The following is an 18,758-nucleotide window of genomic DNA, read 5'->3' as shown; positions in this document are numbered from 1 at the left end:
GATCGCAAACATGAAGGGCTCCGGATTCAGGCCCGCGCTGCCGGTCATCTGCAGCACGATGGGTACCATGATGATGGCGGCGGCGTTGTTGGTGACCATCTCTGTGAGTGTGGATACACACAAGTACACCAGCACCAGCATTAGCCAGGGATGGCCGTAGGACAGGGAGATGACGGTTTCCGCAATCGCCGCGGCAACTCCGGTTTTTTGCAGTGCCACGCCGAGGGCGAAGGATGCGGCGATGGTGATTAGCACCGGCAGGTCGAGGCTCTTCTGCGCCTGGTTCACAGAGCAGCAGCGGAAAACCAGCATGGCGCCGGCGCCCAGCAGGGAGGCGTTCAGCATGCTGATCACACCGGCCCCTGCGGCCAGCACGATGGCGATCAGGATAAGCCAGGCGGTGAGGCCTTTCTCGTGGCGCGGACTCTCCGCCTCCAGGTCGTTGATCAGCAGGAAGTCCTTACTGTAGCGCTGGCGCAGAACGAACCCCGGGCGCGCTTCCAGCAACAGGGAGTCGCCCGCTTTGAGCTTGATGCTGCCGAGGTTACCCGGTACCCGCTGGCCGTTACGCGCCACTGCCAGCACGGCGGCGCCATAGCGTTTGCGGAACTGGGCGTCGCGAATACTGTTGCCGATGACATCGCAGTGAGGAGAGACCACGACTTCCACCAGACGACGCTCTTCCGCGGGGGCTTTGAGGGCGGCCTCACCGTCGACGTGATCCGAGGGCACAATGCCGCGCAACCGCAGCAGGTCGGAAATAGCTTCGGTATCGCCGGCAAACACCAGGCGATCGCCGCCGCGCAGGCGTTCGTCGGAACGCACCGGCGCAATGGCGCGGTCGTCGCGCTCAATCTCCACCAGGTAGACCCGGCGCAGGCCCCGCAGTCCCGCGTTTTCCACGGTCTGGCCGACCAGAGGGCCGTTACTGTCCACCGCCACCTCCAGGGTGAACTCCCGCAGGTTGCCGAACGGCTTTTTCTCACGGCGATCCGGCAGCCAGCGGGGGAAAAAAATCAGCATGAATGTCACGCCGATCAGGGCTGCGGGCAGTCCCACCGCGGCGATAGAGAACAGCGAGAAGCCCTCGTTGCCGGTGAGCGCCTGGTATTGGCCGTTGACCACCAGATTGGTGCTGGTACCGATCAGGGTCAGGGTGCCACCGAGAATGGCGCCGTAGCTGAGCGGAATCATCAGTTTGGAGGGCGCCACGTCGATGCGCTTGGCCCAGGCGTTCAGCGCCGGGATCATGGTGGCTACCACCGGGGTATTGTTGAGGTAGCCGGACAGCGCCACCACCGGCGCGAATACCCGCAACATGGCGCCGCGGGTGGTTTTGGGCCGCCCCAGCAGGTGTTTGACCATCATGTCGATACCGCCCGAGGCGTGGATGCCGGTGGCTACCACGAACATGGCGGCGACGGTAATCAGACCGCTATTGCTAAAGCCCGCGAGCGCTTCATTTGGAGTGAGGATGCCAGTGGCACTCAGCAGGGTGAGCGCCGCCATCATCACCAGATAAGCCGGGATGCGGGTAAAAATCAGGGTGGCCAGTACGGCGAAGACGAGAAAAAGGGAAAACCAGCCAGACCAGTCCATAGCAGTGTGTTTTTGTTCTTCGAAAAGTAGTGACGGCTAAAGCTACTGCAATCGCTTTAGCACCAAAAGTTCTTTTTTCACATATTGATATAGCGGCACTGCCATGAGTGCGAAGGGCCCAGAGGCGAACAGTGCTGCAGGGAGGCCGATATGGGAAACAAAGGCTGCTTCACAATGGCGTCCGGGTAATATTTTTCACTGCGGCTGCTAGTCTTTGCAGAGTATTGGCATCTGGTATCCGCTGCGGCGGCGCCGGTAGAATACGCGGCTTTGCCGGCGGGCCGGAGTTCCCGCTTCCACTTCGTTTTACGACACGGGATTCAGCACAGAATGGGAAATAAAACCGCGCTTTACGATGCCCACGTTGCCATGGGCGGCAAAATGGTGGACTTCGGTGGCTGGGACATGCCGCTGCACTACGGTTCACAACTGGAAGAACACCACAAGGTGCGCAACGACGCGGGCATGTTCGACGTTTCCCACATGACTGTCGTGGATGTGGAGGGCGCTGGCGCGCGCGATTACCTGCGTACCCTGGTGGCCAATGACGTCGCCAAACTCGACGGCAACCCGGGCAAGGCCCTGTATACCGGCATGCTGAATGACAAGGGCGGCGTGGTGGACGACCTGATCGTGTACCTGCGTGATCCCGGTTACCGTGTGGTGGTGAACTGTGCCACCCGCGAGAAAGATCTGGCGTGGATGAACGAGCAGGCCAAGGCCTTCGACGTGACCCTCACCGAGCGCCCGCACCTGGCAATGGTTGCCATCCAGGGCCCGCAGGCCATCGACAAGGTGAAGCAGGTACTCGGTATCGAGTGGACCTCCGCCATCGACGGGCTCAAGGTGTTCAGCAGCGTTGCCCGCGGCGACTGGTTTGTGGCGCGCACCGGTTACACCGGTGAAGACGGCCTGGAAATCATGCTCAACAACGAAGACGCCCCCGGTTTTTGGCAGGCGCTGGCGGATGCCGGCGTTGCCCCCTGCGGTCTCGGCGCGCGCGATACCTTGCGCCTGGAAGCGGGTATGAACCTGTACGGCCACGAGATGGATGACGATACCTCTCCGCTGCAGGCCAACATGGCCTGGACCATCGCCTGGGAGCCGGCTGAGCGTAAATTCATCGGTCGCGAGGCGCTCGAGCAGGAAAAAGCGGCGGGCGTTGCCAACAAACTGGTCGGCCTGGTACTGGAAGAGCGCGGCGTTCTGCGTGCGGGACAGCAGGTTGTGGTAGACGGCACCGAAAGCCGCGGTATCATCACCAGCGGCACATTCTCCCCCACCCTGGGTTACTCCATTGCTATGGCCCGGGTGCCGGTGAGTGTTGGCGACACGGCGCAGGTAGAAATCCGCAACAAACTGATTCCGGTGCGGGTGGTGAAGCCGAGCTTTGTGCGCAACGGCAAACCGTTGGTGTGAGCCCGGTGTGAGCGGCGCCGCCGCCCACCGAATTAAAAACTGAATACACTGTTTAGCAGATTATTTTTGAGCCAATTTTTTGAGGGAATAGCTCATGAGCGAGATTCGCAGCGAACTGAAATACGCCTCCAGCCACGAGTGGGCGCGTCTGGAAGAAGACGGCACCGTAACCGTGGGCATCAGCGACCACGCCCAGGACGCACTGGGTGACGTGGTTTACGTAGAAACCCCGGAAGTGGGCCAGACCCTGTCTGCCGGTGAAGAAGCTGGTGTGGTTGAATCCGTGAAAGCTGCCAGCGACATCTACTCACCGATTTCCGGTGAAGTGGTTGCGGTGAACGAGGCTCTGGAAGACGCGCCGGAAACCGTAAACTCCAGCCCCTACGACGACGGCTGGTTCTTCCGTATCAAGCCGAGCGATGAAAGCGAGCTGGACAAGCTGCTGGACGCGGACGCTTACAAAGCGGAGAGCGAAGAGGACTGATTTTCCTCTTGCGCTGAAACAAAAACGCCGGGCAATGCCCGGCGTTTTTGTTTCAGCTGTTAGAGCTGGGTTCTGCCTGCTTGGGTTGTACCAGCCCGCCGATCCCCAGATCCTGCAGGTAGCCCCGCAGCTTTTCCTCGATCTGTTCCGGCGACTCCATCTGCAGTACCTGTTGCAACAGGCGATCCAGATCCGATTTGTTCACTTCCCTGAGTGCCGCTTTTACCCGCGGCAGGTTGGTGGCGTTCATCGAGAGCACGTCGTAGCCCATCGCCACCAGCAGCAGTGCACCGCCGGGGTCGCCGGCAAGCTCTCCGCAAATACCCACCTTGGTATTGGTCTCGTGGCCGGCGGTGACCACCTGCAGCAGTGCCTGCAATACCGCGGGGTGGTAGCTGTGATAAATACTGGCGACGCGGCTGTTGTTGCGGTCCACCGCCAGCAGGTACTGGGTCAGGTCATTGCTGCCCACGGACATGAAGTCCACGCGTTTCGCCAGTTCACGGGCCTGGTATACGGCTGAGGGTACCTCCACCATGATGCCGAGAGGTGGCCGCTCAATCTGGTAGCCCTCATCGAGCAACTCTTTGTAGGCGCGGTCCACCAGTCGGCGCGCGGCTTCCAGCTCGCCTACACCGCTGATCATTGGCAGCATGATGCGCAAATTGTCGAGGCCGACACTCGCTTTCATCATTGCGCGCACCTGGCCCAGGAAGATTTCCGGGTGGTCCAGGGTTACGCGGATGCCGCGCCAGCCGAGGAAGGGGTTGGTTTCCTCAATCGGGAAATAGGTCAGTGCCTTGTCGCCGCCGATATCCAGGGTGCGCATGGTGACCGGGCGCGGGGCGAAGGCTTGTAGTTGCTCGCGGTAGATCTCGCGCTGTTCCTCCTCCGACGGGAAGCGGTCCCGCAGCAGGAACGGCACCTCCGTACGGTACAGGCCGACACCTTCGGCGCCGCGCTCCAGTGAACGCACCACGTCCGCCATCAAACCGGTGTTTACCCACATACGCACGCGGTGGCCGTCTGCAGTTTCCGCGGGAAGCTTGGCTAGGTAGTCCAGGTTGCGCGCCAGTTCGCGCTCTTCCTCGACAATGGCGTCGTAGCGACGCTTGAGTTCCGGGCCGGGGTGTATGTGCAATTCGCCGCGGTAGCCATCCACCACCAGGTCCACGCCATCCACCTGTTCCCACGGCAGCTCCTGGGCACCCATCACCGCGGGTACACCCATGGCGCGCGCAATGATGGCGACATGGCTGTTGGCGGAACCCTTGACCGAGACCAGCCCGGCGAGTTTCTCCCGCGGTACTTCTGCCAGCACCGACGCGGTGAGTTCCTCGCCGATCAGGATGGTGTTTTCCGGATAGTCGCGCCGGCTCTGCTCCTGCTGGCGCAGGTGCATCAACACCCGCGCGCCGAGATCGCGCACATCGGCGGCGCGGTCGCGGAAATAGGAATCGGACATGGCTTCAAAGCGGCGCACATGCTCCAGCATCACCTCCGCCCAGGCGCGGCTGGCGGTGAGCTGCTGGCGGATGCGCTCGCATACTTCGACGGCGATGGAACTGTCGTCGAGCATGCTGATATAGGCGTCAAAGAGCGCGCGCTCTTCTTTGTTCAGGTCGTTCTTGAGGCGCTCGCCCACATCGCGGATTTCGCTGCGCGCCGCACTCAACGCCTGGTGGAACAGCGCCAGTTCGGCTTCGGTATCCATGCTGCAGGCATAGGGCACTGCGGCCAGGTTGGCGGGCGGGGCGATGATATGGGCGCGGCCGATGGCGATTCCGGGGGAGGCAGCAAGGCCGGTAAATTTGGTTTCGTTGCGCTGCTGGCCAATGTTGGCGAGGGCGCCGGTGGCCTCGGCGTGGGCAATGACCCCCGCAAGCTGTGCGGCGAGAGTGACAAGATAGGCCTCTTCGCCCTCGTCGAAACGGCGCCGTTCTGCCTGCTGCACCACGAGTACGCCGAGTACCGCGCGGTGGTGAATGATGGGAGTGCCGAGAAAAGAGGAGAAGCGCTCTTCGCCGGTGGCGGGGAAATACTGGTAAGCGGGGTGGGCTTCGGCCTGTTCGAGGTTGATGGGTTCCTCGCGGGTGACCACGTTACCCACAAGGCCCTCGCCGGGGGCCAGGTGAACCTGGCCCACCGCATCCGGGTTCAGGCCTTCGGTGGCCATCAACACGTAATTGCCGGACTGCTTGTCGCGCAGGTACACCGAACACACCTTGGTGTGCATGTCCTCCCGTACCCGCCGGACAATGATGTTCAGCACCGACGGCAGGTCCCGTGCGGTGTTGACTTCCTGAACGATACTGCGCAGTGATCCAAGCAAAGTGGCTTTCCTCGCCTTCTTCATCCGGCTCCGCGCTGTGGCGGAGCCCCGCTGGGCCGTTGCCGGCCTGTGCTGCCCGGTACAGGCCGGGTGGACACGGGCTTACTGGTGGCGATTCAGCCAGCGTCTTTCCAATTGTATTTGCGTGGGCGCAAGCTCGGTAAGCGCGCGCCGGTAAACCTCCCGTTTGAAGGTCACGACTTTGGTCAGGGGATGCCAGTAACTCACCCATCGCCAGTGATCAAATTCCGGTTTGTAACCGTTATTGAAACTGATGTTGCTTTCATCGGTGTCCAGCTGCAGCAGAAACCATCTCTGCTTCTGGCCGATGCACAGCGGTTCGGAGCGCTTGCGCACCAGTCGCTGTGGCAGGCGGTAGCGCAGCCAGCCGCGGGTGCTGCCGAGCAGGGTGACCTGACTGCGGGTCAACCCGATTTCCTCGTACAGTTCCCGGTACAGCGCCTGTTCTGCGGTTTCACCGGGATTGATGCCCCCTTGGGGGAATTGCCACGCGTCCTTGCCGCCTACCCTGCGCGCCCAAAGGGCCTGTCCACGCTCGTTCAGGACAATGATGCCGACATTGGGGCGGAAGCCCTCGCTGTCGATATTGCTGCTGTTGTCCGAAACGGTACCAGCGGTCTCCGCGCCCGGCCTGCGGGCAGGTTTGCCGCCGGATTTGTCCTGTTGCGCGGAGGGTCTGGCGGGTCTGCGGCGGTTCTTTCGCCCGGCGGATGTCTGCTTGCCGTCGCCCAAAATGCCGTCCTCAAATTTTCGCGGTGTGGATTGCCGGGGCTAATCGATACCCCGCACACCATAATGTTCTGCATTGTTCCACAGGGACTGATTTACGGCAATTCAGTGACGCCGGTCGGTGTAAGCGCGGCGCCGCCGGGGTAAAATCTCCCGCCTCGGGCACCTTTCAGCGCATGTAGTCAGTACTGGGTTTATTACCTGGTTTGGTAGCGCCCCGAAATGGAAACGTCAGGCGTCAAAAATGCCCCCGGTGCCCTATAGTCAAACAAGGAGATTTTTGTGCAGCTGGCGATTTTTGATCTGGATAACACCCTGATTGGCGGCGACAGCGACCACGCCTGGGGCGAATTCCTGGTGGCGCGCGACTGCGTGGATGGCGATCGCTTCCGCAGTGAGAACGACCGCTTCTACCGCGACTACCAGAGCGGGGTCCTGGATATCTTCGCCTACCTGTCGTTTGCGCTGGAGCCGCTGGCGCAATTGTCCCGCGGCCAGTTGCAGAACCTGCAGCGGGAGTTCATGCAGGAGGTGATCAGCGAGATCTGGTTGCCCCATGCCGAGACCCTGATCCAGCGTCACCGCGATGCCGGCCACCACATCATGATCATTACCGCCACCAACCGCTTCGTGGTGGAGCCGATAGCCGCGCGCCTGGGTGTGGATACCCTGCTGGCCACCGAGCCGGAGGAAGTGGACGGGCGCTTTACCGGGCAGGTGGCGGGACATCCCTGTTTTCAGGAGGGCAAGGTGGTGCGCCTGCAGCAGTGGCTGGACCAGCATCCGCAGTACGCCCGCGGTGAAAAATGGTTTTACAGTGATTCCATCAACGACCTGCCATTGCTGTCGCAGGTGGAGCACCCGGTGGCGGTGGACCCGGACATACGCCTGCGCGATGAGGCACTGAGCCGTGGCTGGCAAGTGATCAGCCTGCGCGGCGACACCGAAGCCTTCGCCAGCGTGATGGACATTTGAACGAGCGAAAATTCAACCTACACGCCGCAGGCACATCAGCCAGACAGATCGAACCAGACACTCAGAATTCAGGGATTCCGAAAGCACGTGAAAAACGCAGTCTACAAGCCGTATATCTCCCGTAAAACTCCGTTCCCCCGCGCAAGTTTGCCGCTGGCCATGGCGGTGTGCGGGCTGCTGCTGGCGAGCGCCGGTTGCGAGCGCAAACAGGTTGCAACCGAAGTGGAACAGAGCGCGCCGGTGGCCCCGGTATCGGCGGTCAATGAAGCGGCGGCCGACGCCTTTTCCAGTGAATACTGGCAGGCCGGACAGGCCCAGGTAATTGATGCCGCAGCGGCCGCCCAGGCACTCACCCGCGCGGTCGCGCAGCTGTTGGAATCGCCGACCGAAGACAGTCTGGAAACGGCCAAACTGGCGTGGCTCGACGCACACCGTGAAATGGCCGCGTCGATGCCATTCATCAAAGTGGCCTTCTCACCGGCGGACCTGCAGCAGCAGGGTAACGAACTGCTGCTCGCGCTCGACAGTTGGCCGGCGCAGGCCGGCTATCTGGATACGGTACCCGGTTACTCCAGCAGCGGCATCGTCAACGACACCGCCATCGAGCTGACTCTGGCGAATCTGCGCAAGCAGCACCGGCTCACCGCCCACGAGGAGGCCAGCACCGGCTTCCACGCGCTTGAGATCATGCTCTGGGGCCCCACCAGCGAGCGCAGTGCCGAACAGTTTGTTGCCGCCAGTGGCGGTGAACAACCGGAAGCCCTGGCCGCCAATCGCCGCCGCGAACTCACCCGCCTGATCGCCCGGGGCATCGACGAGGACCTGGCGCAGTTGTCCGCGCGCTGGCCGCTCACCGCCAATGACCTGTCCCAGCGCTACCTGGCGCAGGCGCCGGTGGCGCGAGTACAGTGGATTCGCTCTGCGCACCTGGACATGTTGCGCAACGAAGTGCTGCCACGCCTGCCGGAAAGCTCCGAGAGCGATGTGGAAAGTGGCCATGCGGCGGACTCCAAACAAGCGCTGCTGGCGATGTTACGCAACCTGCAGGCCTGCTGGTTGCCCGAGGGCGGTGGCGGTCTCGCGGACCTGTTATTGGACCGGCCCCAGATTGCCGCGCTGGCGAAGACCTTCGGCGAGCTGGAAGAGCGGCTGCTGAAGATGGAAGACCCCATTGAGCTCGCCGCCCCGGCAGAGCTGCAGCGCAGCCGCCACCAGATCGATGCCCTGATCGGATTGATCTCCGGCGACACCAAGGTACCGGTGCGCGACGAGGAAATGACGCCGGTGAGCCTACAGGCGCCAGAGGAATAGCCGGCGCCCTGACGCAGGCATAAAAAAACCCAGGCATGGCCTGGGTTTTTTCGTTGTCGGTCGCGACTGGCGCTTACCAGCGGCGAACCGGGCCGGTATCTACGTGCACGAAGTTGCTCTTCGGGTAGTAGCCCACACCGCCGGCTTTCAGATCCAGCGCGGCCTGGCGCAGTTTGGCCAGCGGGACACCCGGCATGCGGATATCCAGTGCCATACCGCGGGTGTGGTAGCTGCGGCGTGCCACACCGCGACCCGCTGCACGCAGCTTGGCGTTGGTCTTCGGTGAACGGTAGCCGGAGATGATCTCGACCTCACCGCTGTAGTTCAGCTTTTCTTTCAGCTTGTACACGATGTCGAACAGCTTCGGATCCATGCGCGTCACTTCGTTGGCGCGGTGGTCGCGCAGCAGACGGTTGAACTGCTTCAAGCCGTTGCTATCGTAGTCGCCATCGGCCCAGAAAGCGGTGCTCAACCGCTCACCGGTGTGCAGATTGCGCATCTTCAGGTTGCGGGCATTGCCCACCTTGGCCAGTGCGGGGCCGGCCGAAACCGCCGCCGCGGTTGCTGCAGAAACTGCCAAAAACCTGCGTCTTGAAAGTTCTTTCATACCCTGTTACCGCCTCTGGTTTAGTAATTCGTGATGCCTGTTAAGGCCTCTGAATCTCGAGTAGCTTCGTTGGCCACTCTCAATGCCTGCACTGTACAAAAAATAATCTTTGGTTACAAATCGATCAGCCGTAATGACGAATTGATCGAAAAACAGGCTGGCTATTTTTTTCTAGCACGCTACGCATGACGGATTTTTTTTGCCCAGAGGTGCGTGTGCGCTCGCCTTCTCATGGTGACAACGTTGTCATTGTTGGAACTTTATTTTTTCGCGACCAGTTGGTTCGGGTTTTTGTGTTTCCCTTGGGGCGTGGGGAGATTGTTACCGAAATCGGCGGCCGATAAGGCTTTGGCGGCAGCGTAGCACTGAAAAAGGCCGGTTCCGGTATCGTCGAAAGGGAATCCGCCCCGGGGCCTGGGGCGGACAAATTACTCCGTTGGCTGCGGGAGGGAAGCCGGAATAGGCGTTTGCCAACGCATGTTGTGCGGCGGTCACAGTTCCCGCTGGTCGCGATGATAGATATCCGGGCGGAACTGCACCCGTCCCAGCGCATCCACCCAGGCGGTCAGGTAGGTAATGAACAGCCGCGGCGGGTTATCCACCTTGATCGTGACCGATTTGTCACCAGTAGTGGCCTGGGCGACCTGGGTGCGGTCCCAGCCCTGGGGCCCGAGTAGCGCATAGGCCAGCTCCTCAGGCTGCTGTAAACGGATACATCCGTGGCTATAGGCTCTGTGGTGTTGCTCGAACAGACTCTGGGCCTGGGTGTCGTGCAGGAAAATCGCCTGTTTGTTGGGAATCACAAACTTCACCCGTCCCAGGGAATTGCCGGGTCCGGAGATCTGGCGCAGGGTGGCCTCGCCACTGGCGGCGCTCTCGATACTCTTCTCGCTGATCGGGGTGGTGGTATTGGTGCCGTATTTCACCACCCGGTAGCCGCGCTTGTGCATGGCCTCGGGATTGTTGCGGGCCTTCGGCAGCAGGTCGGTGAGCAGGATACTGCGGGGTACGGTCCAGGTGGGGTTGAACACTACCGACACCACTTTTGTGGTCATCTCCGGGGTACGCTTGCTGCTTTTCCCCACCACGGTTTTCATGCTCAGCACCACCCTGTGCTGGTCGATCAATTGCAGCTGGTAGTCGGGCACATTTACAAAGATATATCGATTGCCGGGGGCGGCAGGCAGTTTGTCCCAGCGCTCCGCGTTCAGCTCCAGCAGTCGCGCCAGTTCCTGCGGCGGGCGCGCGAGTTCCTTGAGGGTGGCCTTGTCCACTCGGCCGCTGACTTGCATACCGTGGCGGCGTTGGTAGGACTCCACGGCCAGTTGCAGACCGGCGTCGAAGCGCTGTTGGTCGCCACTACCTGCGGCCAGTGGCCCCGGCTGCCCGGCGTAGTCGCCGTACTGCTGGAGCATTTTGCGCAGCTGCGCCACCCGTGGGTCCCGGTCGCCGGGTTTCAGGGGTGCACCGGGGGCAATGGCCTGCCAGTGGTCCGTCAGCGCGCGGTAGCGCGCGGCCTGTGCGCGCAGGGCACTGCCGGCGGCGGCGAAGTCGATGGCGCGATCCTTGTCCGGATAACGAACTCCCGGTTCGCGCGCGGCGGCCGTGGCCGGTGCGGGCTCCGGGGTTGGTGTGACGCTGGTTTCGTCCACGGAGTTTGCCCCGGGCGCGTCGGGAGCCTTTTTGGTGTCAACCTTGCCGCTGGTGGAGTTTGCGATGCCAGCTTTATCAGCGTCGGTCTTTTTGGACGCTGATTTGCCTTTTTTAATGGCGGCCTTATCGCCTTCGCCTGTGGAGCCTGTGTCGGCTTCGGCATTTACCGCAATGTCCGGGTCGTCCACAATTTCACCGGCGTGAGCCGCCAGACCTGTCTCCTCCGGGAGGCGCTGGTGAGGTTGCGCGGATGTACCGTTGGTGTTTCCGGTAACGTCCACCGGGGGGGCAGCTGTTGCCCCATGTGTACTTTCCGCCAGCGGCAGCAGGGCACAGCAACCGAGTGCGGCAATCATGGAAAAGTGGCGGGCGCAGCTGCCGAGTGGGCTTCCTGGAATGGTGCAGTATTTATCGCGCAAGGTTTTCTGGTGCATGGAAACCCCCGTTCCTCACTCTTCCGCGGAGCGCGGATCTTCGTCGTCGCCAGAGTTCACGTTGCCGCTGTCATCGGCGGGCATATCACCATCCGTACGGTCGCGTCCGTAAATATCGGGGCGGAAATTCAGCAGTCCCTCTTCATCAACCCATGCGGTCCAGTAGGCGATATGTACCGGTATCGGCTGCTCAAGGGTAACTGCGCGGGTGCGGCTGCCACTGCTATAGCGGGTCAGGCGTTCGTCGTTCCATTTACCCGGCTTCGAGGTCTGGCTGGCGAGGACGATTTGTGCCAGTTCCTGGGGTTTTTCCAGGCGCACACAGCCGTGGCTGAAGGCGCGCTGGCTGCGGCCGAACAGCTCTTTTTTCTGGGTGTCGTGCAGGAAGATGGCCTGCTGGTTGGGGATGATGAATTTGAAACGGCCCAGGGCATTGCCCTCTCCGCCGCGCTGTTGCAATGCCACGCTACCGAGACGCAGGGCGCGCAGATTGCCACCGCTGAAGGGGACGGATTTACCGCGGTTGTTCACCAGCCGGTAGCCGCCGGCGCTGAGGCTCGCAGTGCCCTTCGGCAACAGTTCGCGCACCGCAATATTACGCGGCACCGTCCAGGTGGGGTTAAACACCACCTGGGTCATGCGGGTGCTGAGTTGCGGTGTCGGGTGTTTCGCCTGTCCCACCACCACACGCATGCGGTACTGCTCCTGCTCACCGTCCATCAGGCGCAGGGTGTATTCGGGGATGTTGACCAGGATGTAGCGGGGTCCGAGATCTTTCGGCATCTTCTGCCAGCGGCGCAGGTTGGCTTCCAGGGTGGCGAGGCGGTGGGCTGGCGGAGTATTCAGGTGCTCGCGGGTGGCGCGGTCGACAATGCCATCGGCGCGCAGTCCGTGGCGGCGCTGGAAGCGCTCGACCGCCTGGCGCACCTTGCCGTCGAAAAGTTCTGCAGGCGACTTGTCCCCATTCGCCCCAATTGTATTGCTCGCGGAAAGCGCGGCGCGTGTCATATCGTCGCCCACGGGCAGGTCACCGTATTGCATCAGCAGACTGCGCAGTACCTTGACTCGGGCGTCGTGCACTCCTGGGGCCAGGGTCTGTCCGTCGGGCAGCGGTTGCCACTGGTCCCCCTCACTGAGGGCGCGGTAGCGGGCGAGCTCTTCCCGCATCAGCGCGTACTGGCGACCGTAGGGAGTAAAGGGGCTGTAGGAGTTGAGGGGGACTTCAGCGGTATCTGCGTTGGGCTGCGGTGTTTGGGGTGAATCCCCAGGCGACTGATCGGCCAGCGTCTCTGCGGTGAGTGACAGAATCACGGCAGCGCTGAAACCCAGCGGAATTCCCAGCTTATTACCCATCTTTGACCCCTGATCTGCCAATAACAAATACCAACTTCCACACAGCGCACTGTGGGCGAAGCCTGTGTTTCTAATTGGTAACTTGTGACCGGATTGGCGCCAAATAAGATTGGGGTATGCGCGGAGGGGCGTTCGGGCCCTTTCGGAATAACTGCCGGGTGGTTCCTCCACCCGGCAGTGTGGTGGGCAGTGAGAGTAGTAGGGTTAGGGTGTGACTGGACTCGCGATCAGTCGAACTGGTTGGCGGCGAGCCCGTCCTTGCCGTAGATGTCCGGGCGGAAGTTCATGCGGCCCTGGCCGTCTACCCAGGCGGTCCAGTAGGTGACATAAACTTTCACGTTCTGGCTCATTTTTACCTCGGTGGTTTCGTCGCCGGTGGTCAGCTGTTCGATGCGGTAGCGGCTCCAGTCGCCGGGCTCATCCCGCAGCAGTATTTCCGCCAGCTGACGGGGTTTCGCCAGGCGCACACAGCCGTGGCTGTAGTCGCGGTCGGTGAGACCGAACAGGCTCTTGGCGCGGGTGTCGTGCAGATAAATGTCGTCCGAGTTGGGAATCTCGAACTTAACCCGGCCGAGGATGTTCTGCTCGCCGCCTTTCTGGCGCATCAGGAAGCCACCGGCGGCGGCGGACTTCAGGTTCTGGGATGTCAGCGGCAGATAGTCGCCACTGCCGTTCACCACGCGGTATCCCATGTTTTCCATCCCGGTGGGGTTGGCGCGGGCCTTGGGCAGGATCTCGTTCACCAGAATACTGCGGGGCACCGTCCAGGTGGGATTGAACACCACGCGCGCGACGCGGGTGCTGATCTCCGGGGTCTGGTGCACCTTCTTGCCCACCACCACATTCATCGAAAGTTTGATCCGGTCCTGCTCCACATAGTTGAGGGTGTAGCCAGGCACATTGACCTGGATGAAGCGGTTGCCGAGGTCCGAGGGCAGCTGTTCGCGGCGACGGATATTGGTCTCGATGATGTGGGCGCGCGCGGACGGGGAGATGTTCATGCGATCCCGGGTTTGCTTGCCCACGATGCCATCGGGCTTGAGGCCGTGGCGGACCTGGAAGCGCACCACTGCCTCGTGCAGCCGCTGGTCGAACTTGTTGCTGCCGTAATCACTGCCGTAGCCGTGATAGTCCCCGTACAGGCTCAGCATGTTGCGGAGATGAATGACATTGGCGTGCTTGGCGCCGAGGGTCATTGCCGGACCCGCCGGAATCGGGCGCCACTGACCGCTGTTGGCCATGTCGCGGTAGCGCCCCAGCTGTTCCCGCAGGGCCTGTGCGTCGCTGCCAAACGGGGTGTTTTCCTCGATCAGCAAACCTTCGCCGTGGGCGGGGGCGAGACCCGAACCCTCATCCTGCAGGCTGCGAAAATTGGGCATCACCCGCGGGTAGCTCTGGGGGTAGGCGCGGGTCGAATAGCGCGGGGCATAGCTGCCGCCATAGCTGGAGCCGCGGCTGTAGGTGCGGCCCTGGGTGGTGTAGCGGGAGCGGTCGATGGTCTGCGCGTTCGGAGTCTCGCGGTTGTAGCCGCGGAAGTATTGGCGCCCGCTGTCATTGGCCGCGTAGAGGATTTCCTCCTGTGGATAACTGCGGGCACTGGCCATCTGGAACCCGCCCTCCGTGAGGTTCACCGGGGTGATGTCACGGCCGCGCAGGCGTGGATGGTTTTTGGGGCCGTCCGGACTGAGTTTATCCAGCTGGGTATCCTGAGCGTAGGAAATGAACGCATCGGTGAGCAGTACGTCCAGCACCGCGGCCATCTGCAGGCGCTGCGGGGTGTCGCGCAGGGTGCGGTCGAAGTAACCCAGGTGATAGCGGTAATCCACCATGCTGCTGTTACCGGAGCTGGAGGCGGTGAGCTGCTTGAGCAGGTCGTTGGCGGTATCGCTCAGGTTGTAGTTGTCGAACCACAGCAACCGGTAATCGGTGCGGCGGTAAATGCGGCGCACTGCTACCGGGTTGAAGATCGGGTCCTGGGCAGGCCATGCATCGGGGTTGTCTTCCAGCCAGTTGACGAGATGCGGACGCACGGCATTTTCCGGCAGCACCGGTACCGTTTGCGTATTGGCGTTGAAGGCATAGTAGAGCGCAAATGCGCATAGACCGCCGAGGAAAATGGCCGGCAGCGGGGATTTGCGTTTGCGTCGCTCTGGAATGAAATATGACATGGTACCTCAGCGATACTGCAGGGCGCCGGTTTACAGTGCGGAAGCCGGGGCCCGATCGTTCATACCTTCCCAACCTTCGGCGCGCCTCTCCAAATCCGACGGCAAAATCACCATCGACGGCGCACCTAAGTCGAGCATCCCGCGCGACCTTCCTTTTTTATAGGCGGATTTCGAGTGCGCATTGCGCGTTTCTCAACATCCGCCTGCCTGTGAAATTAAGTATGGCAACAAATGCGAAATTTGCTTGGCGCAAACTTCATTTCACCTTAGCCGGTCTGGGAGGCAGGGGAGGGGAAAGGGTGGGGCTAAGACGGCGGCAGATGGAAATACCGCGGTGCGCCGTTGACCAGTCCGTCGGTATAGCTCTGTTCCCACAGCTGTACGGCGCCCTCGTTGTCCACCAGCACCAGGGTGCTGGCGCGGGTACCGTAGCCGCCGCTCATTGCCGGGCGGTGGTGCGCATCCAGATCGCCCGCTTCCACACGCACGAAAATCGAGGAGAGTGCGGATTCCATCGCAGTTCCCACACCGGTATCCGGCAGTTGTGACTGAGGAGCGCGTTTGGAGTCAGCGAGCAGCGCAAGTGACCGGGTGACAAAGGTCTCTGTGTCCACCGGGTGGGGAAGATTGGCAACCAGGGTTGTCAGTGATTCACAGCCGCGGGTGACTTTTGGCCAGGGATCGTCTGGCGCGCCGTTGGAGATCCCGTGGAAGCCGGCGGTGATGGCAAAGGGGCGGTGTCGGTTGCCCGCACATACCAGGGGTTGCTCCGCACGCGGGTCGAACAACAGAGCGTTAAAGCCCCGATAGCGCTCGCCGAGCAGGGCGTCGGCATAGGCGCTCGGGGCGCGATTACCGGCAAGAAAACCGGTGGGGATCTCTCCGCGGGAGAGTACATCGGGCGGCTCGGGCGTGCCCGGCTCGCGGATATTGGTCACGGCGGCGACCCGCCCTCCGGGCGCTATACCCAGCCAGGTGCCTCCGGCCTCCAGATCCCGTCCGGCGACGATGCCGCCGTGTTCCCACGGTTGTGCGGGTGCGGTGGGGCGGCGGTAGAACTCGTCGCGGTTGGCCAGCAACAGCAACGGGTACTGGGGGTGCTGGCGGTAAGCAATCAACAGCAGGCACATGGCAGTTCGCATTCGTCAATTTGTCATCGTAAGTGCCATAATAACGCCCACTTTGAACAACTGCGGTTTGAGCATGCTGACTTACCCCGAGATCAACCCCGTTGCCCTGGCCATCGGGCCGCTCAAAATCCACTGGTACGGCCTGATGTATCTGGCGGGGTTCGCCGCCGCCTGGTGGTTGGCCATGCGCCGGGCCGCCAAGCCCTGGTCGCCGGTGATCAAGTCCGAAGTGGAAGACCTGATCCTGTTCTGCGCCATCGGTGTGGTGGTGGGCGGCCGGCTCGGTTACATGTTCTTTTACAACTTCAATGAGCTGATTGCCCACCCACTCAGCCTGTTCAAGGTGTGGGAAGGCGGCATGAGCTTCCACGGTGGCCTGATTGGCGTGATCGTGGCGGCCACCCTGTACGCGCGCAAGATCGGTACTACCTTCCCCACCCTGATCGACTTTGTCGCTCCACTGGTCCCAATCGGCCTCGGCCTCGGCCGTATTGGCAACTTTATCGGCCAGGAGTTGTGGGGTCGCGAGACCGATGTGCCCTGGGGCATGGTGTTCCCCCGCGACCCCGAGCAGCTGGTGCGCCACCCGTCCCAGCTGTACCAGGCCTTCCTTGAGGGGCTGGTGCTGTTTGTGGTGCTGTGGATCTTCTCCAGCAAGCCGCGTCCGCGCCTGGCGGTCGGCGGCATGTTCATCCTGTTTTACGGTATCTTCCGCTTCCTGGTGGAATTTGTGCGCCAACCGGATGTGGGTATCCCGGTGATGTTCGGGTGGCTGACCCGCGGGCAGTTACTGAGCCTGCCAATGATCGCCGCCGGTATCATCATCCTGGTGTGGAGCTACCGCACCCAGCCGCTGCCGGAGGGGCGCGGTCAGGGTGAGGAGGCGGACGGTAGTGCCGCCGAGCCCCAAAAAGGTGCGGCCAAACAGAAGAAGGGCGACGCCACGCTGAAAAAGAGCGCCGCCAAGTAACCCGAATTCAAGACGCCTATATAGATGAAGCAATATCTCGACCTGATGCGCCACGTGCGCGACACCGGCACCCTCAAGAGTGATCGCACAGGCACCGGCACCCGCAGTGTGTTCGGCTACCAGATGCGGTTTGACCTTTCTGAGGGCTTCCCGCTGATCACCACCAAGAAGTGCCATCTGCGCTCCATCATCCACGAGCTGCTGTGGTTCCTGCAGGGTGATACCAACATCGGATACCTGAAAGACAACGGTGTGCGGATCTGGGATGAGTGGGCCACCGCAGACGGTGAGCTCGGCCCTGTCTACGGCTACCAGTGGCGCTCCTGGCCCACCGCCGACGGCCGCCACATCGACCAGATAAAGGAGCTGGTGCACCAGCTCAAGACCCGCCCGGATTCCCGCCGCCTGATCGTCAGTGCCTGGAATCCTGCGGATCTGCCAGATGAAGGCGTGTCCCCGAGCGACAACGCCCGCGCTGGCAAAATGGCGCTGGCGCCCTGTCACGCCCTGTTCCAGTTCTATGTGGCGGATGGCAAGCTGTCGTGCCAGTTGTACCAGCGCAGCGCCGATATTTTCCTCGGTGTACCCTTCAATATTGCCTCCTACAGCCTGCTCACGCTGATGCTGGCGCAGGTGTGTGGTCTCAAGCCCGGGGACTTCGTGCACACTTTTGGTGATGCCCACCTCTATTCCAATCACGCCGAGCAGGTCGAGGAGCAGTTGTCCCGTCAGCCCCTGCCGCTGCCGCAGATGGTGTTGAACCCGGACGTAAAAGACCTGTTCGAGTTCCGCTTTGAAGATTTCGAGCTGCGGGGCTATGAGGCCCATCCCCACATTCCCGCACCGGTGGCGGTGTAATGGTGTTACATCAGGTGCCGCTGGCAATGATCGTCGCCACCGCGCGCAACCGCGCCATCGGTCGTGAGAACACTTTGCCCTGGCGGATTTCCGGGGACCTGCAGTTTTTCAAGCGCACCACCCTGGGTAAACCGGTGATCATGGGGCGCAAGACGTTTGAGTCCATCGGTCGTCCACTGCCCGGGCGCCAGAACATCGTCATCACCCGCAATCCCGCATGGAGCGCTGAGGGCGTGGCAGTGGCCGCATCCCTGGAGCTGGCGCTGGAACTGGCGCAGCAGGTGGCCGCACGCGACGGCGCTGAGGAAGTTATGGTGATCGGCGGGGCGGAGATCTACCGCCAGGCGATGCCACTGGCACGGCGTTTGTATGTCACGGAAGTGGATGCGGAGGTGGATGGAGACGCCTTCTTCCCGGTACTGGATAAAACCTGGCAGGAGTCCGGGCGGGATTGTTACCCGGCCTCGGAAAAGGATGAATACAACTACTGCTTAGTCCAGTACGACAGGTTTATTTAAAAACAAATTGACCAAAATTTACCCTTCCGGGTAGATTTGGTTGATTGTTGCACAGCGTAGCTTGCCGCAAATGTGTGCATGAAACCCGACGGTGTTACCGCGGTGTTACCCAGCTACACAGCTACGGCGAAGCAGTCAATCGGCATTTGAATAATCAAATCGGCTGTTTACAATGTGCGGCTCTTAGCTGTCTTCAA

Annotated in this window: 15 protein-coding genes; 7 read left to right on the top strand and 8 right to left on the bottom strand. The window is 61.7% G+C overall.

Translation table 11 applies throughout. The features are described 5' to 3' along the window. Positions 1-1,599, bottom strand: a 1,599-nt coding sequence (locus VIL80_RS10910) for an SLC13 family permease (protein WP_332036142.1), incomplete at its 3' end; no start/stop codon positions are given. A 330-nt stretch (positions 1,600-1,929) separates the two neighbouring features. On the opposite strand from VIL80_RS10910, the gene gcvT reads away from it, so the two are divergent. Both gcvT and gcvH read left to right on the top strand, forming a co-directional pair. Next, complete coding sequence (gene gcvT / locus VIL80_RS10905; RefSeq protein WP_332036141.1) at positions 1,930-3,018, top strand: glycine cleavage system aminomethyltransferase GcvT; 1,089 nt, start codon at positions 1,930-1,932, stop codon at positions 3,016-3,018. A gap of 94 nt (positions 3,019-3,112) precedes the next feature. Beyond that, on the top strand, positions 3,113-3,502 hold the full coding sequence (gene gcvH / locus VIL80_RS10900; RefSeq protein WP_318952925.1) for a glycine cleavage system protein GcvH: 390 nt from the start codon (positions 3,113-3,115) through the stop codon (positions 3,500-3,502). Positions 3,503-3,554: 52 nt separating this feature from the next. Here the strand turns inward: gcvH and ptsP are convergent, their stop codons facing one another. Both ptsP and rppH read right to left on the bottom strand, forming a co-directional pair. Next, positions 3,555-5,834 (bottom strand): phosphoenolpyruvate--protein phosphotransferase, encoded by a 2,280-nt coding sequence (gene ptsP, locus VIL80_RS10895; protein WP_332036140.1) that lies wholly within the window; start codon positions 5,832-5,834, stop codon positions 3,555-3,557. A 102-nt stretch (positions 5,835-5,936) separates the two neighbouring features. Then, entirely contained in the window at positions 5,937-6,587 is a 651-nt protein-coding gene (gene rppH / locus VIL80_RS10890; protein WP_332036139.1) for an RNA pyrophosphohydrolase, read from the bottom strand. A 279-nt stretch (positions 6,588-6,866) separates the two neighbouring features. Between rppH and VIL80_RS10885 the strand changes: the two genes are divergently transcribed. Further along, a complete protein-coding gene (locus tag VIL80_RS10885) occupies positions 6,867-7,559 on the top strand; it encodes a histidinol-phosphatase (RefSeq protein WP_332036138.1) in 693 nt (230 codons plus the stop codon). Positions 7,560-7,646: 87 nt separating this feature from the next. After that, positions 7,647-8,870: an imelysin family protein gene (locus VIL80_RS10880; protein WP_332036137.1), complete on the top strand. Its 1,224-nt coding sequence runs from the start codon at positions 7,647-7,649 to the stop codon at positions 8,868-8,870. Between the two features lie 73 nt (positions 8,871-8,943). On the opposite strand, the gene mepK is transcribed toward VIL80_RS10880, so the two are convergent. From mepK to VIL80_RS10855, 5 genes are all read right to left on the bottom strand, one after another. Further along, on the bottom strand, positions 8,944-9,477 hold the full coding sequence (gene mepK / locus VIL80_RS10875) for a peptidoglycan L,D-endopeptidase MepK (protein WP_332036136.1): 534 nt from the start codon (positions 9,475-9,477) through the stop codon (positions 8,944-8,946). A 491-nt stretch (positions 9,478-9,968) separates the two neighbouring features. Further along, on the bottom strand, positions 9,969-11,564 hold the full coding sequence (locus VIL80_RS10870; RefSeq protein WP_332036135.1) for a L,D-transpeptidase family protein: 1,596 nt from the start codon (positions 11,562-11,564) through the stop codon (positions 9,969-9,971). 15 nt (positions 11,565-11,579) lie between these two features. Next, the gene (locus VIL80_RS10865) at positions 11,580-12,917 is read right to left on the bottom strand and encodes a L,D-transpeptidase family protein (protein WP_332036134.1); all 1,338 of its coding nucleotides are present in this window, start codon (positions 12,915-12,917) and stop codon (positions 11,580-11,582) included. A 227-nt stretch (positions 12,918-13,144) separates the two neighbouring features. Next, complete coding sequence (locus tag VIL80_RS10860; RefSeq protein WP_332036133.1) at positions 13,145-15,085, bottom strand: L,D-transpeptidase family protein; 1,941 nt, start codon at positions 15,083-15,085, stop codon at positions 13,145-13,147. A 305-nt stretch (positions 15,086-15,390) separates the two neighbouring features. Continuing rightward, positions 15,391-16,227, bottom strand: coding sequence for an NRDE family protein (locus tag VIL80_RS10855; RefSeq protein WP_332036132.1), 837 nt, complete (start codon positions 16,225-16,227; stop codon positions 15,391-15,393). 61 nt (positions 16,228-16,288) lie between these two features. Between VIL80_RS10855 and lgt the strand changes: the two genes are divergently transcribed. From lgt to VIL80_RS10840, 3 genes are read left to right on the top strand one after another with little or no spacing between them, the layout of a single operon-like run. Beyond that, entirely contained in the window at positions 16,289-17,185 is an 897-nt protein-coding gene (gene lgt / locus VIL80_RS10850) for a prolipoprotein diacylglyceryl transferase (RefSeq protein WP_332036131.1), read from the top strand. A gap of 24 nt (positions 17,186-17,209) precedes the next feature. Then, entirely contained in the window at positions 17,210-18,043 is an 834-nt protein-coding gene (locus VIL80_RS10845) for a thymidylate synthase (RefSeq protein WP_332036130.1), read from the top strand. Further along, on the top strand, positions 18,043-18,561 hold the full coding sequence (locus tag VIL80_RS10840; protein WP_332036129.1) for a dihydrofolate reductase: 519 nt from the start codon (positions 18,043-18,045) through the stop codon (positions 18,559-18,561). The genes VIL80_RS10845 and VIL80_RS10840 overlap by 1 nt, the downstream gene beginning before the upstream one ends. Positions 18,562-18,758 lie beyond the last annotated feature (197 nt).

Origin of the sequence: Microbulbifer sp. (genome assembly GCF_036563125.1) — a bacterium.
In the GTDB taxonomy this organism is placed as follows: Bacteria; Pseudomonadota; Gammaproteobacteria; order Pseudomonadales; family Cellvibrionaceae; genus Microbulbifer.
The sequence above is the reverse complement of the archived record's forward strand: the minus strand, read 5'-3'. Positions and strand labels throughout refer to the sequence as shown.